Below are 15346 nucleotides of genomic sequence, written 5' to 3'. Positions count from 1 at the left end.
GCTCTCTCTGATTTTTCCTACCATTCTAGCGATTTCGGTTCGGCTGGAGAACATGAGGAGTGCGGATTACCGCCAGAAAGGGAGTTTCCGAGAATGCGGTTAATCGTTTCCTGATCAGCCACAGGCAGTTTTTTCAGAAAAGCCTGGAGTTTCATACGGTGGATATAGGGCCAGCCGCCATTGGCTTCGATATCGCGCAGGAGGGCATAAAGGGCTTGACGGTTTTCTGGCAGAGCAGATTGAAATAAGCCATCTCGGATTTCCCGGTGTAGTGCCTCTAGCTGTCGCAGCAGGGCGAGCAGCTCAATTCCCTGTCCCTGATGTTGTTGGGCAACAGCACGAACCACCGCAGCCAGCATGTCAAGCTGATCAGCGATTCCTCCTTCGAAAGACTGCGAAGCAATTGATTCTGTTAATTCGACTCGCGCTTCCAATTCCAGCTCTGAGTGTCCATTTTGCCATTCTGCCATGTGCCCTCCTGTTTTCCTTGCGATGTCCGAACGAATGCTTGAACAGATTACCAAGTTCGAGTTTCAGCCCAAAGCACCCAAACGGATTCAATAACCCTTTCGACCACCTTTTCGCTTTCCGACAGCCCTGTCTGTATCAGGAGATGCGATTTTTCTTTGCAGCCTAAGCTTGTGATGCGAAGCAGTTTCCCCAGTGAGACGATCGGCTCGATCGACTTCCATACAGACTCCAAAATCGTGAGACACTCTGGCAGCATTGAAGCATCATCAAAAAAGCTCACTTTGCGATCGCAATCCCTGAGTTCCTCACATTCCCAAATAACTAGAGCTGCATGAGTAAGATTAACCCCCTGCCCCAGCCACAGTTACCACACCTGTTTATGCCCAGCTTTCTTGCAAATGCCATAGCAACTAGATTGCCATCGCATCAGAACGGGAAGCAGATACCGCAACAATTAGCAATTCATTTCTCATTTGCATCTCTCATCTGCGCTGTGTCACCCCATCATCACCGTCCGCGTCGCCACCCAATTCAAACGACTTTTACAGATCTTCTGTCCCTCGACAGGGAATTTATGAGATTCTGCAAAAGAAAGGTAACAAGGTCTTGTAGAATTCAGTATGAACGGGATTGACCCGCTTGTCATAGATACTCCTTAACAAAATACTGTAAGGTTTTCACAATTAGAAGCTAGAGGTTGACCATGAGGTATCGCGCTTTCATCGCTGCATTCCTGGCTGTGTGCATAGGGCTGCTCACGGCTTGCAGCGATAGTTCTTCCAATGCGAACGTTGCACTCACTTACGAGCAAATTAGAGGCACGGGTCTAGCAAACACCTGTCCTCAGCTTTCCGAAACGAGCCGGGGTGCAATTCCGATCGATTCCAATCAAACCTATGTTATATCCGACCTGTGCTTGGAACCCACTAACTTCTTCGTCAAAGAAGAATCAACCAACAAGCGTCAGGCAGCACAATTCGTCACCGGAAAGCCCTTGACCCGGTACACCTCATCGCTAGACCAGGTGAAAGGCTCACTGAAGAGCAACAACGGTAAGCTAGTCTTCTCCGAAGAGGATGGCTTCGACTTCCAGGCAATCACCGTGAAGTTGCCGGGTGGCGAAATGTATCCGTTCCTGTTTACGGTGAAGGGATTAGTTGCAGCAGCACAAACACCAGACAGCATCAATACTTCCACTGACTTTGAAGGAGAGTTTCGCGTTCCGTCTTACCGCACGTCAAACTTCCTTGACCCTAAAGGGCGTGGCTTAACAGCAGGTTATGATACTGCGGTCGCGCTGCCTTCTCGCGGAGACAGCGAAGAGCTGCTACGGGAGAATATGAAGTCTTTCAAGACCGGACAGGGCAAAATCTCGCTGCAAATCGCAAAAGTGAACAGCGCGACAGGCGAGATCGCAGGAACCTTTGAGAGTGTTCAGCCCTCTGATACAGATATGGGCGGCAAAGAACCCGTTGACGTGAAAATTCGGGGACTGTTCTACGGCAGAGTTGAGCCTGCTCAAGCTTAATTCAGCAAAGAGTTTGCTCAAAATAGACTGGCTCAGGGCGTATGTTAACGATATGCCCTGATTTTTTGTTTCAAGACACCTTGCTCTTAAAATTTTGCATAGCAAGAAATTGAAGGGTGATGTAGAACACTTGCTACTGGTCAAGCACCTCTAAAGCGAACCGATCAAACTGATGCAATCGATGAATTGATTAGAGAATTTGCACGCAATCCATAACACACATGTTTTTACTACCATGCTCGACTAATTAATTCTGCCAATCTTCAAGACCTTTTCACAAATAAGCAGAGATCTTCTATTTCTCCTTAAGTTTTTCCGGGTTGTTTATCTGTAGAATTCGCAATATTCATTTAAAAATGAGGTTTTCTACGTAACGCGAACTTCAAAATATTTCCGCTTAAAAATTGTGCCTGTGCAAGTGCTGCTGGTAAATTGACTTAGAGACTTGTGAAGGGAGACTGCAAATTCAGGCTTCCAGATGTTCCGTGAAATTGCCGTTGTGATTACTTTGTCCAACCGAATACCTTGTGGAATGCAGGTATGGAAGTCGGTCTCGGTTTGAACAATTGCCCCATCTAAAATGTGTGTTCCTGCTTTAATTGGCTGATGACTCAGGTTAAAAAGGGTGCGATGTCTAACGTGATTATTTAAGAGACGGCTTCTATCTCTGTACTCCAAAGATCTGCTTGCTGCCGCTCCTGAGCGTGCATTTTGGCGGGTGTTGTGAGTTGATTTAGTTGTCTGCCTCATCTACCCTGAAACTCGTCATGCAAACTCCTGTCGCTACCGAACTTAAAAGTGAGAGTCTGCAACTGCTGCGGGAATATCAAAAATCGCCCTCTGCTGCACTCCGCAATCGATTGGTTCAGTTAAACTTTGGCTTAGTCAGAAAAGAAGCTCACCACTGGGTTAATCAATGCACTGAGAGCTACGAAGATCTGCTTCAGGTGGGAAGCCTGGGCTTAATTCGAGCGATTGAGCGGTTTGATATGTCAAAGGGTCACGCCTTTAGCTCATTCGCCATTCCCTACATTCGCGGTGAAATTCAGCACTACCTGCGTGATAAAGGCTCACCCGTGCGAATTCCGCGTCGCTGGCAGGCATTGCAGCACCAGGCTGCTAACATTACTCGCCAATTGCAAACCGAGCTGAACCGCCAACCAACCGATGCCGAACTCGCAGACGCACTGCAAATTCCCCTAACCGAATGGCAGGAAATCAAGCTGGCTTATCGCAATCGTGCGCCGCTTAGCCTCGATGCCCCGATGCGCGACGAAGAGGAAGGTTCAACTTCTCTGGGCGATCTGGTTCCTGATGCACAATACCAGAGTTTTCAGCTCGCGCAGGAAGACCAGATTCGGCTTCAGCAAGCACTGCATCAGCTTGAGAACCGCACCCGCGAAGTCCTGGAATTTGTGTTTCTATACGACCTGACCCAGAAAGAAACGGCAGAACGGCTGGGGATTAGTGCAGTGACGGTATCTCGCCGGGTTAAGCGAGGGCTGAAGCTGCTCAAAAAGTTGATGGTAACTGCAAACTAAGGATTGCAGATCGAATTTTTGCTGGGTGTTCTCTACCAAACTAGACGAGCAAGATGTCCATCCCACAAGAAGGACTGTGGATTAACTCTCGTTCTACGGAAAACTTGGCTGGAAGCTCAGCGGAAAAAGAGCAAGGAGAAAAATTATTATGATGAAGGCACGGCGATGCCCCTCGTCGCCTAATGAATCCTTCATTTGATAATCTCTTATGTCCGATGTTTCCCTCAGCGATCGCTATACTGCTCTGATTGAGCAAATCGTGCAGATGACCCTCAAGGGCAACATTCGCTCGAAAGAGCAAGTTCTGCAAATGCTGGCCGAGGGCATCGAGGCAGGCACAGGCGAACTGTTTGAGCGATGCTTGAGCGATCGAATCACGGCAACCGAGCAGCAGGCAGCCTCCGGCAATGAGCTAAAGCAGGCAAAGGCGGGGCGAATTCTGCGGGCACTCCAGACGATTCGCAGCGAGTGGGAACGCTGGCAGGTGCAGAATCAGGTAAATGCTGCCCTGGAAAGTGCCGTTCAGCAAATCGTAATGGCAAGTGGCGCAGAAACTGAAGATGCGTTGCGGGAGCTAATTCGCGTCACTGATCCGAACCGATCGCAGCCCTTAAGTCTCTCGCAGTGGCAGCAGCTTGGCAAACGGCTCCGGCAGTCACCTGACACCGAGGATTTGCAGCAGCTTGGGCAGGGCTTGATTCAGGGGCTGGAATCTTGGCAGCGGTTAGAAAATCATCTGGTGAGCTGGATCTATGACCAGAGCCAGGGACAGATTGGGTTTGAGGGCGTTCCGGGGCAGCGCGGACCCTGGAGGGTGTGGGCAAAGCAGGTGAATCGATCGCATCCGGCGAGTTTGTTTAATGCGCTGGCAATGAGTCAAGCCCCGATCGAATGGGCAGAGTCCCAGCCGACAACGCTGGCGGATTTTGTAGAGCTGGTCGTGATTTTGCGCTGCCTTCAGCAAGGGCTAGTGAACTGGTTTGATAAGCTGGTCTATAACTCAAAGGTGGGGGCAAAGCTCTCGATCGCCACATTCCTCGGATTTTCCCTGATTTGGTCACAGCTTGGGGATGGCTGGAGTCGCGCTTCATTTGCCGGACATCACCGCCTGATGCAGGCATCTTTTCAAATCACGCTGCAAATTTTGCGAACGTTTGCTCAGCAGTCTTACTTTCCGCTCTATGGCGGCATTTTTGCGTCCTTTACAGGTGAATATCTGCGGGATGCCCTCAGCTATCTGGATGAACCGCTGCGGCAGGCAGAAGGAACCCAGGAAAAAGCCCGAATTTTAACGCTGTTAGGATCTTCTGCAAGGGCAATGGGGCAGGTCGATCGGGCGATCGAGTTTCATCAGCAGGCGTTAGAGATTGCGCGAACTGCAAACGATACGATCTGCGAAATTGCCAATCTGAATCATCTCAGTCGCACCTATGTCGCGCAGGCAAACTTCAACGAGGCAATCAACTACAGCCAGCGTGCCGTAATCCTGAGCCGTCAGGCGGGCGATCGATCAGGAGAAGCAAATGCTCTGGCAAATTTGGGCTTTAGCGAAGTGTTTCAGGCAAGACAGCAGGAATACGTTGAGCCAGAGGTTTACGAAATGGCGATCGAGCGGCTCCAGCAAGGACTTCAGCTTACAGAGCGGTTAGGCGATCGGCAGAGCCAGGCGTTGTGCTACAGCAGTTTAGGCATTGCTCAGGTATTGGCAGACCAGCCGCAGGCAGCCCTGGAAGACCTGGAAAAGGGAATTTCCGCCGCCCAGTTCACGGGCGATGTTTATTTGCAGGGCATTAATCTGGCGTACCTGGCAGAGGCACACTATCGCCTGCAAAACTTTAGCAAAGCGATTCTCACGGGTTCACTGGGGATGTATCTGCTCGAGCAAATTGGCTCGACAAGCTGGCGACAAACTGCCGGACTGCTGATTGTGATTCGCGGACAGCTTGGGAAAACCGAGTTTCACAACCTGCTGGAGCAAGAGCGGCGATCGATCGTGGGGGTGATTGGGGTGGATGGATTTGATTATGTGCCGGAGCTGTTAAAGCGTTATCAGGAATAGTGGTCGTGAGATTTGGGAGGTTATTTGAGGAGTGGCAGTTCTCCTACATTGCCCCCTAAATTCCTTAACTTTTAACTTGCCGCTCTAAAAGAGCGAGGGGGGACTTTGAAACTTAGAAGAAGCTAATTTTCTCCAGAGTTGAAGGGCTGTGAGCAGTTTGGGCAAACCTCAATATCTTTCAATTGTCTGTTTGAAGTTAAAGGGTCATGGGGGCGATCGGCTCAATGTCAGGATCGTTGCCGCCGATTTGATTGGTTCGCAGTACCCAGACCGAGGCTCCTTCGCGCAGGAAAACCCGGACGACTGCATCGTTTGCCAGCCGGGGCAGCAGGGTACGCCAGCTCGTTAAACCCATCCAGAGGTTACGGAGGGGGCTATCTTCCAGGGTGCAGCCGAGGTTGTATTCGCCGCGTTTCCAGTCCGATCGCGCATCGCCTAAGGGCTGCAATTGTCGCTGGAGTGCTTTGCCGAGTCGGATGAGCTGGTCGTAGCGATCGGCTTGTGCGGGGTGAGTCTCGATCCATGCCTTGATAATGTCTGGATTGGTCCGTACGACGTGCTGAATGGCGCGAATACTGGCAAACAACGCTTGATTAGAATCTTGGGAGCAGTTGTTGGCAGGGCCAACATAGGTTCCGCCTGTGCCGTCGCCGATGCGATAGCGAGCGGTCATCACCTGGAGTTGGCGCAGCATAGTATCGAGCGGGGAAGGCTTTGTGCCGTTGTAGTCAAAATAGCCCGTAAATGCCTCCAGCTTGATCAAAATATCGCAGACCGGACGCACCCCCACCCAGCCAAACTGACGATCGCCTAGATATCTTGACCAGTGCAGCGTTCCGGCAATCAGTCCGTCGGTGTTGTGGGTGTAGACCTGATGATAGCGAATGTCAAACCGCAGCTCGTCAGCTAAGGGATCACGAACCACTTCTGCGACGCCATAGGCAAAGTGCCCGAAGAAGATCGGTGTTGCTGCCGCTGGCTCTCGCTTTTTGCCACCGATGCCGCCATAGCTGTGCAGCACGAGTGCTCGATCGCCTGCTTTCCAGGTATTCACCGCATCCTGAATTGTTCCGTCTTTAACTTCCTCGGACGCCTCAAGCAGCACAGAGCTAATTTTGCCTTTCTGTGCCTTGACATCTGCCCAGGCTTCGCGGTGGATATAGCGATAGGCGCGATTTCGTCCAAATAAAACGCGATCGGGCTGGAGCCGCAACAGCGATCGAGGGGCGATCGACTGCACGACAAACATTCCGGTCTTGTTCTGTGCCCCGTAGATATACCAGCCGGTTTCGTTCAGGTAAGACTGTTCGATGCCTTGAGTCGTGGAAGGAAAGCAGCCGTTTTGATCAGCGATTACAGGCGGCATCCTGACAATTTCGGTTCCACCGTCAAATTGGCGTGAGGCGCGGTTAAAGTGAACAACCTGGAAGCAATCGGTTCCGGCAATGGGCTGGATAAATTGGACGAGTGCGTAGAAGCGACCTGTAATCTGGACGGGTTGGGTGCGGATATAGAGGGTGGAGGTGGATGTAGAGGGGAGGGGATGCGGGGATGCGGGGTTGGGAGGGCTAATTTGGACGGGGTCGATTTGGACGGGGTCGTTGAGGAGGACGATAACATCATCGGCTGGATGCGAGCCTGGGATCGATTCGAGGGGATCGACTTGCTGCCAGTGGTTGAGGCGTTCGGGGTGGACGAGTCCGCCATATTCGCTGCTGAACTCGGCGTTGGGACTGAAGTGAACGTCGCGGGTGACTCGTTTGACGAACTGCTGGACTTCGGGATCGGTTGACCAGCGCAGTTTTACCCGTTGTCCAATGAGCGATTCATACTCTGGGGGCGTGTGATAAACCTCGAACCAGACGCCGCGCACCTGCTGCCGTTCGGAATGCTGAGGGAGGATGAGCCGTCCCATCCAGTTGCCGATCGGCTGATAGCGATCGAGATCGAGGGATTGCTCAATCGGGTAATAGTCGGGCGAATTAAAGGGGGCGCGTTTGTATCGTTGATAATTGCTGAGCTGATGTGGAACTCGCTCGATCGCCGGAATGAATTCACCGCGCAGGATTTTGAGAATCGATGCGATCGTGTGCTGAAGGCAGGTTTGCCCATCGGGAAGTAAAGCCTCCGGGTCCATCATTCCGCCCGGAATTTGATGCGCCATTGCCCCCATCGAGATCATGCTGATTTTGCCCTGCCGCTTTGCCCGATTCCAGTAGGACAAGAAAAATAGCTTCCAGCGACCGGGAAACATGACAGGACCAATTCGCTCGACAAAATCCTTATCCCCCACCAAATGGTAAAGGTGTTCAAGGACGAGGATATTATTGTTCGCGCTCATTACGCCGCCAAGGGAAATGACATCGATCGGTGCGCTCGTGGCTCTGGTCAGATACGGAGCGGCTGCAATCGACATTTCCCCGCCGCCGCTATAGCCGATCAGCGTAATCGGAACCCCGCTTCCGACGACATAGCCTCGCTCCTGTAAGCCGTTAAACAGCACTTGAGCAATGCCCTGGTTGTAGATCGGTCCATAGCGTTTGTCGGCGGAAACCGCGACGATGAGTACATTGCGGAGGTTAAGCAAAATTCCCAGCAGCGCAGTCGGATTGCTGAACCGCACCTTATCCGCCAACTGCCAGAGAAACGCGAGGGGACGGTCTTCGTTCAGCGGCTTGTTCAATACCGAGTACATCATCAGCCCCCGCACTAGCATCACGTCCCTGGGCAGGGCAGATTCCAGGGCATCTAGAAAGTCCATCACGTCCGGCGTGTATTCGTCGCCCGATTGCCCGATGCCATCCAGATAAACGATGTAGCGCGAAACGTTTGGGGCGGCTGAAGCCGTGTCCGCTGTTTCCGGTTCTCGCAGTGCGGTATTGCCAGAACTCGTGTCTAAATCATCGCCATACCAGCCAGCCCACCAGCCCAGCGTTTCCAGAGGAGCCAGGATTCCAGCAAAGACGATCGCCACTACGCCAATCCAGAGCAGGTCGACCAGAAAAATCAGCAAACTGGGCAGCGTGTTATACCAGCCAAACAGGGCTTCTTTGACCGGACGCAGCAGGATCGCAATGACGACAAACAAAATCGCCATTGCCAGCAGCGACAGCAGCTTAATTTGCTGAAATGAACTTTGTGCAGAAGATTGCGGCTCACTCGAACCGATCGCATTTACCGCCATCGGTTCTTCGATCGAGAACGGTTTCCGTGCTGGCACATTCCCTTTAAGAGACTGGGAAGCGACGGTTGCCGATGCTTGAGCCGCCTCTGCCAGCGATCGAACCCGATCGGGTTCTACTCGATTGCCACGCAGCCTGGTAACGCCCTGCTGAATTGGCTGCTCCTGATTTGCCTGTGGTGTTCGAGCTGCCGGGATTATCGGGGAGGCTGCCTGGGAAAAGCTCGACCGCACCAATTCTATTAGCTCTGCCTGCCTCAGTCGCAGCGGTACACCTGCCACCCGCTCGGCGAGCAGCTTTCCTAATCGGGCAATGGGCTGTCCGATCGTTCCTTCTAGGAGCTGAAGCACAATCCACCCGATCGCAACATAGCCAAACCCGGTTCCTGCCGTCACGCCTGCCACTGCCGAGAAGCCTACCACCGCAGACAGCAATCGCCACACTGACAGCACCGTGAGAATTGGAACCCCTAGATAGGGCAGCGCGCCCAGGAAGCTAAATAGCAGCGGCGCGTAGCTGAGTCCCAGCACTTTAATCAGGGTCAGGAGCGGGAAGCTCACTGCCCAGGAGACCCAGCAAATCAGCCAGGTACTTGCCACCAGAAACAAAAAGCCAAACGTAAACAGAATGGCATTCAGCAGCAAACTAAACACAAAGCGGGCAGGCTGCACCCGATTCACAAACAGAACGATCGCCTGCCCCAGTGACAACGACAGACCCGCTAGGAGAACGGTGAGCAGGGCAATCCAGAATTCGCTGGACAAAGACAGCGGCAAAGCGAGTGCGTCTATAAACTGACTGACGCTACGGTATGTCTCAGAATTCAGGCTTAGAGCTCCGCTCAGTAATTTTCCTGCGGTTTGCAACCCTTGAATTTCAGCACTCGACATAACGCTCGACATAGCAGCGGATTCAATCAGAAGATTTTGAGGAAAGATTAATCTAAGTCAGTTTAGCGTACGGCATCCCTACCCACAGATCGCCTGCAATTGGGGATAATTTTGCTGGAGACTCCCATCCGCCACTCGTAATTTCACAACCCATGCTCTCTTCGCGCTTTGTTCGATTCTTTCTGCATATTAATTTTCGCAATCTGCGTCAGGTGCTTCAAGAAGTTGGCGATCGACGGCTGTTTGGACTGTCGGCAGAGATGGCGTACAACAATCTGTTGGCACTGTTTCCCATGCTGCTCGGCATCTTGGCGGCGATCGGTTCGCTGAAAATTCCTCAAGATCGGGTCGATTTTGTGGCGCGTCAGCTCCTGCCCGTTGCGCCGCCCGAAGTCATCTTTCTGGTTCAGGGGTTTATTAACCAAACTCGGCTACCGCAGGGTCGAGTCGTCATTTCAATCAGTATCATTATTGCCCTATGGATTGCATCAGGGGCGGTTAGCGCGGCAATGAACGCAATGGATCAAATTTATCAAACGCCGCCTGCCGTGAAGCGATCGTTTTGGCAAGCAAAGGTAGTCGCCCTCATCCTGACCGTCGTTATGCTTGCTTTTACAATGAGCGCGTCCTATCTGGTGATGATCAGCGATTGGCTGCTGCGGTTGGGACTGGAGCGATACAATACATCGGCGGTAGTGGAGGCGTTTAGCACACTGATTGGCAGCTGGATGCGCTGGCTGGTAGCGTTGGGAATTGTGACGATCGCCTTTAGCATTTTGTATCGTCAGGGACCGAGCCGCTGGCTACCCGGCACGCCGCTATTACCCGGAGCGATGATTGCTGCTTTCCTCTGGGCATTAATGTCGCAGACGTTTAATCTCTACGTTCGCCACTTTGCCAATTTCAACTTCACCTACGGAACCCTGAGCGCGGGGATTGTGCTGCTGCTCTGGCTGAACTGGAGTTCGCTCATTGTGCTGCTGGGGGCACAAATGAATGTGACGATCGGGAAGGCAATGAGCAATCGATCGCGCAAATCTTCGCGGCAGGTGGGGTAGACCTGACTTGAGAAGTTGAGGCGATCGACTGAAGCGGGGTTCAAATGAGGGTTTAGGATAAGCGCGATCGTTTTGAAATGGTTATCCTCAATCCGTCTGCTGCCAATGAAAGCAGAATAACCAGAATATTATTTATTCATTACCTAACCCAGATTAGGACTCTGTGCTAATAAATTTGCCAATCAATATTAGAAGCTTGCCGATTAGTTTTAAGTTTTTAGATTGGTTAAAGGATTGATTCCCGAATTTCCATTTTCATCCGTGATTGTTTTCTTTCGTATTGTAGTTTCCTAATTTAATGATTAGTCAATTTTCTTCCGGGGAATATCTGAATTATCACTAATCTCCGACGCTGCCCCCGCTATTTCCCGTTATCCCCAACCGTGAGGGACTTTGGAACCCAGAGTGAGCAAGGTTTTTCCCCGGAACTTAGAGGCTAGAGCATTTGTTCGAGATCTTAATAGTTCCCCAAACTTTCGCCAGTTCAAGTCTCCAGACCCGTTTTCTTGATTGATGGACAATTTGGGAAGGGCGATCGATTCCGTAACTAATTCCTCAATCAATTCCGCAACTAATTCCGTAGTTTAGTCAGGCGAGGAACCGTGCAAGAAACCATGAAAAAGACTGTGCAAAAGACTGTGTGAGGTTTCAAAAGACATCCTTAGAAAGCAGTTTGCTTCTAAGAAACAATCATTTTGTATTGCTCATTTCATCCACTTTGCTAACGCTGCACAGAAGGAGCAGAAAAAGTACAGAGAAACGAATTAGGGTCAAGTTGCTTAAAATTTCGCAAAAAGCCTGCCCCAGAATCGGGAATTCGGACGAAGATATTAGAAGGTAAAGCTACGGCTTGACAGCACTGATCGAAGAGGCTTTGCATGGACATCTACTGTACTCGTCCCAGTTGTCCAGATCCGGTCAACTCCTTCTCTGCGCTCGACAACAGTGTCACATTCAAGGCGGTGCAGCAGCGGTATTGTGCAGCCTGTACGATGCCCTTGATTCTGGACAATCGCTATCTGCCCCTGAAGCGACTGGGACGGGGAGCCTTTGGCCTGACTTTTCTGGCACTTGATCTGCGATCGGCAAAGCGGCGGCAGTGCATTGTCAAGCAGCTTCAACCCACAGGCGAACTAACTCCCAGCCAACTCGAAGCCGTCAAACGCGCCTTTCGCCGAGAAGCCGAAACCCTGGAAACCCTGGGCGATGAGCATCATCAAATTCCGTCGCTGTATGCCTACTTTGAGCTGACGACCCCTGAATTTATGGGGATGAAGTTTCACCAAACAGCGTCCAGCTATTCAGAAGAGTATTTTTATCTAGTTCAGGAGCGCATCGATGGGCAAGACTTGACTAAAGAAATTAACCAGAAGGGCCCATTGTCCGAGGCAGAAGTGCTGGAAGTCTTACGGCAAATTTTGCCCGTGCTTCAGTTTATCCATGAGCATGATGTGATTCATCGAGATATTAAGCCAAGCAACATCATGCGCGACCAAAATAACCGCATCTTTCTGATTGATTTTGGGGCAGTCAAGCAAGTTACCACTGGGATGCCGATGCAAAACTCGATCGTCTTCGGTACGCTGGGATTTGCTCCACCCGAACAGGTTGCAGGGCGACAGGTCTTTCCTGCCTCAGATTTGTATTCGCTGGCAGTGACGCTGCTCTGTTTGCTCACAGCCCGCGATCCCCAGGAACTCTTTCAGCCCTATGGCAATCCGCTAAGCTGGCGATCGGCACTTAGCGCAACCTCCAAGGAATTGCACGTTCAGGTGAGCGATCGGCTGGGAGAAGTCCTCGATCGAATGCTTCAGCCCATGCCCAAGCAACGGTATCAAACTGCGATTGAAGTCATGGGGGTGCTGTTTCCAGAGCTGTTGCCCTGTCACGGTCAGTCAATGGTTCAGGCTAAAAATCCAGCAGCTTTGCTCAATGCTGGGGATACAACTTTGCCCTTTCAAGATGACAATGCCACGATTGTGGCTCAGTCTACGAATGGTGCTGCCCATCCCTTGCCTAGCCCGGTGGCGAATCAGGCAGTTAATCAGGCAACCAATCAAAAAGCCAATCAGGCAACCAATCAAAAAGCAGAAGCCCCTGTCGATCCAAATGCCACGATCGTCAAACCTCCTGCAACCTCATTCCAGAAACCAAAACCGGAGATCATTCCCCCGAAAGCCCCACCGCCCGTGTTGCCAACAACAGTTCAACCGCAGGGTAATCCTCTGCCACCTGAGGCTCCTCTGACTCGGATTGCTGCTCCCCAATCAGGACTGACCGCAGATTTTCTGGTGCGCTGCCGGGAAGCTCTGGCCTATTACATTGGACCGATCGCCGGATTTGTCGTTGAGGAGGCACTGGAGCAGGGCAGCTACAGCTCTCAGCATCAATTTGTGGAAACACTGGCACAAGAAATTCCCGACCCTCAGGAAGCCCAGGAATTTAAGCGTCGCTTATTCTAGATGCTAGGGGTTTGGGTTAAAAGCAGGGTAGTTGATCAGAGAAGACGGTCGCATTCTAGCGAATAGCTGAACGCGAGTGCGGTGATATAAAAATGCAGATTGCATTGCAACTCGCTTTGCTGAACGTTGAAGAAGATTGTGATTTCCTTGTTCAATGCTGCTTTGCTGATGAAAATATTGTGCTTTTGCTTCTGGGGTCGATTGACCTTCTCTAATTCTCACTTTTTCGATTCTGTCATCAAAGAAATCTAAGCCTTTCATCTCGCTATGATGAATTGGAAATCCGCTTTTAATTGCTGCTAAAGCCATCGCGTAAGTTGGATGCTGATGCATTCCTAAAGTATCAGCGTAGATTGCTAGTTCGCCCCAAATCTTCAAAAATTCAAGTTCACGCTCCTCGCAGGCATTCACGGTAAACAAGAATTCATTAATGAACTTCAAATCCGGGCGATCGATATCAACACCGACTCGACGCGCCATTCTTTCAATTACAGATTTTTTATAGTGAAGCTTAGACGAGTTAGGATATTTATTAAACTGTTCCTGAATGTGTTTCTGAAAACTTCCACAGCTGCGTGCGGTTAAGCCGGGAAGAAAACTCAGGGTTTTAGGCACGGGGGCACAAATTCTTACGTCTGCATCTAAATATATGACTGTGGAAGCGATCGAGAGCGCGTGCCAGATCGCAAATCTTCTTTCGTGATAAGGCAGTACGCCCCGGCATGAATGTTTCACTGCACAAACATTAGAATTGCCTTCAAACCAATGAGGTCTATCTGTATAAATCACAAAGGAAGCATCTGGAGCAAACTGCTTCAAATCCTGTGCCAAAAGTTTTGCCATCAGATTATATTTCTCACCGAAGGCAGACGTACAAAAACAGAGAGAATCGATCGCCTTGCTGCTTTCAGCCATCGCTAAACTACACTCATTCGGTTTACAAAATTAACATCCAAGTATTCCGAAGAGGTTTCGGGGCAATGACAGCTCAAAACTCATCAACCCCAAAACTCATCATCGATACGGGTCAAGTATTCCCGAAACCAGGATGTAAGTATCTGGCATTCCGCAGGTAGACGAGAGGATCAGTGAAAAATCGATGCAAAGCAGAATCTAGGCGCAAATGAATCGTGCGGTCAGGATAAACCCAGGTTTGATCGCGATCGCCGCTTCGATTCGTCCCCCAGATCAGGAATTGGAATTAGAACTGATTTCCTGACTCATATCCTTGCCAATTTCTCTGCCCTTATCAGCCCGATTGAGCCGTCGCAGTGCCATTTCCAGACTGAGCTGCATCCGACGAAATGCGCGAGTTAAGCTGCCGATCTCGTCGTCAGACAGTTGCTTGAACTCAACGCCTGTCTGTCCGGTGCTCACTTCTTCGGCAAGTCGGGTAATGTGTTTGAGCGGACGAATGACATAGCGATTGAGCAATAGGTTGATCAAAAGAATAATGCCAATGAACGTAGCAAACACGATCGCAAGAATCAGCAGTGAAGATTGATTGGCTTTATGAATTACCGTATCTGCAGGAACCGAAATCATTTTCGCGCCTACAATTTCGTTGAGATGCCAGCCAAAGCCATTGCCCGAGCCATAGCGTTCGATCACTGTTGGGGGAGCAGCTTCAGGGGTGCTATGGCACTGAAGACAGCTTGCCTTACCAATCACGAGGGGACGCGCAATATAAAATGTTTCTCCACTTGCAGTCGCTCGAAAGCCGCTCAGCTCTTTTAGCTTGTCGTTAGCTCTAAACTGTTCGACCAGCTTGGCTTCAAAAGTATCTGCCTTGTCGCGCAGATTAGTGGGATTTAGCGTCGCTTCTTTGTAAAAGAAATCGCGGTATTCCGGATTTTTTCGCAGCAGTTCAAACACTTCTCGCGCCGAGTAGGCCGGTATGGTTTGCGGCAGGAATTTTTCGTCTAGCTGTTGAATCAGCTCTGGGTTGATTTGATTGGTAGTGTAGTCCCGAACGGAGGACATCGTTTCCAGCAAAATCAGCGCAGTTGAAGTGATATCGCGACGGGCGTTTTGTCGCAGCACTGCCGAGAGTGCCATGCCGCTGAGCACCAGTCCGCCCAGGAGGATGACGAGGAGGAGGGCAGTAAATTTTTGGCGGAGTTTGAGTTTTTTGAGCATGGGAGGGGTAGGGGCT

At 50.8% G+C, this 15346-nt stretch carries 10 protein-coding genes; 5 read left to right on the top strand and 5 right to left on the bottom strand.

Annotation, left to right across the window (positions count from 1 at the left end; all coding sequences use genetic code 11):
- Positions 1-17: 17 nt before the first annotated feature.
- Both NDI45_RS02885 and NDI45_RS02880 read right to left on the bottom strand, forming a co-directional pair.
- On the bottom strand, positions 18-359 hold the full coding sequence (locus tag NDI45_RS02885; protein WP_347277896.1) for a hypothetical protein: 342 nt from the start codon (positions 357-359) through the stop codon (positions 18-20).
- 158 nt (positions 360-517) lie between these two features.
- Complete coding sequence (locus tag NDI45_RS02880; protein WP_348246178.1) at positions 518-751, bottom strand: hypothetical protein; 234 nt, start codon at positions 749-751, stop codon at positions 518-520.
- Between the two features lie 423 nt (positions 752-1174).
- Here NDI45_RS02880 and NDI45_RS02875 point away from each other — a divergent pair, with 423 nt between their 5' ends.
- The 3 genes from NDI45_RS02875 (at position 1175) to NDI45_RS02865 (ending at position 5599) form a co-directional block, all read left to right on the top strand.
- Positions 1175-1999 (top strand): photosystem II manganese-stabilizing polypeptide, encoded by an 825-nt coding sequence (locus tag NDI45_RS02875; protein ID WP_190792911.1) that lies wholly within the window; start codon positions 1175-1177, stop codon positions 1997-1999.
- A gap of 767 nt (positions 2000-2766) precedes the next feature.
- On the top strand, positions 2767-3540 hold the full coding sequence (locus NDI45_RS02870) for an RNA polymerase sigma factor SigF (protein WP_190792912.1): 774 nt from the start codon (positions 2767-2769) through the stop codon (positions 3538-3540).
- A 208-nt stretch (positions 3541-3748) separates the two neighbouring features.
- Positions 3749-5599, top strand: a complete 1851-nt coding sequence (locus tag NDI45_RS02865) for a tetratricopeptide repeat protein (protein WP_190792913.1) — start codon at positions 3749-3751, stop codon at positions 5597-5599.
- Positions 5600-5795: 196 nt separating this feature from the next.
- Here NDI45_RS02865 and NDI45_RS02860 read toward each other — a convergent pair whose 3' ends face one another.
- Positions 5796-9683 (bottom strand): CAAX protease, encoded by a 3888-nt coding sequence (locus tag NDI45_RS02860; RefSeq protein ID WP_348246175.1) that lies wholly within the window; start codon positions 9681-9683, stop codon positions 5796-5798.
- A gap of 140 nt (positions 9684-9823) precedes the next feature.
- Between NDI45_RS02860 and NDI45_RS02855 the strand changes: the two genes are divergently transcribed.
- Together NDI45_RS02855 and NDI45_RS02850 are read left to right on the top strand one after the other, a co-directional pair.
- Entirely contained in the window at positions 9824-10729 is a 906-nt protein-coding gene (locus tag NDI45_RS02855) for a YihY/virulence factor BrkB family protein (protein WP_190792914.1), read from the top strand.
- Between the two features lie 878 nt (positions 10730-11607).
- On the top strand, positions 11608-13191 hold the full coding sequence (locus NDI45_RS02850) for a serine/threonine-protein kinase (RefSeq protein WP_190792915.1): 1584 nt from the start codon (positions 11608-11610) through the stop codon (positions 13189-13191).
- A gap of 3 nt (positions 13192-13194) precedes the next feature.
- Here the strand turns inward: NDI45_RS02850 and NDI45_RS02845 are convergent, their stop codons facing one another.
- The gene (locus NDI45_RS02845; RefSeq protein WP_190792916.1) at positions 13195-14106 is read right to left on the bottom strand and encodes a hypothetical protein; all 912 of its coding nucleotides are present in this window, start codon (positions 14104-14106) and stop codon (positions 13195-13197) included.
- A 273-nt stretch (positions 14107-14379) separates the two neighbouring features.
- Positions 14380-15330, bottom strand: a complete 951-nt coding sequence (locus NDI45_RS02840; protein ID WP_348246172.1) for a DUF3365 domain-containing protein — start codon at positions 15328-15330, stop codon at positions 14380-14382.
- Positions 15331-15346: the final 16 nt, after the last annotated feature.

It is taken from the genome of Leptolyngbya sp. GB1-A1 (genome assembly GCF_039962475.1).
In the GTDB taxonomy this organism is placed as follows: domain Bacteria; phylum Cyanobacteriota; class Cyanobacteriia; order Elainellales; family Elainellaceae; genus Leptolyngbya_A.
This window is presented reverse-complemented; position numbering and strand designations above follow the sequence as displayed.